This is a genomic window from Parapedobacter flavus, from assembly GCF_035818675.1.
GTDB lineage: Bacteria > Bacteroidota > Bacteroidia > Sphingobacteriales > Sphingobacteriaceae > Parapedobacter > Parapedobacter flavus.
The window spans coordinates 1-301 of sequence record NZ_JAYKZZ010000079.1 but is presented as its reverse complement, the minus strand read 5'-3'; the positions used below and the strand labels follow the sequence as shown (position 1 = coordinate 301).

1 protein-coding gene is annotated in these 301 nt (G+C 47.2%); it reads right to left on the bottom strand.

The annotated features are described in order from the left end of the window. Positions 1-301: hypothetical protein (locus U9S71_RS20950; protein ID WP_326329809.1), on the bottom strand; the 301-nt coding region annotated here is incomplete at both ends.

Genomic DNA, 301 nt, shown 5'->3' with positions numbered 1-301 from the left:
TAACACGTGCAGTCCATGTCGACCGTTAAAGGGGTTTCAAAAATTGCGCGGGCTTTATTGCTGCCTATCCATAAACTCGCATTTATCAGTGTATTTCTGTTATCAATCAGATGAACAACATAGCGTTCGCCCTCCGCAAACCGGATGCGGTCCACTTTCACTTTTTTTAAATCGCTCTTATCCAGACAATATGTCGGGAAATGCCCCCGAATGACCATGCCGATATCTGATCTGGCGGCGTTGTGCGGCATCCGACTATACCAATGGACGATGACCTGCTCGGCAGGTAGTTCACGATATT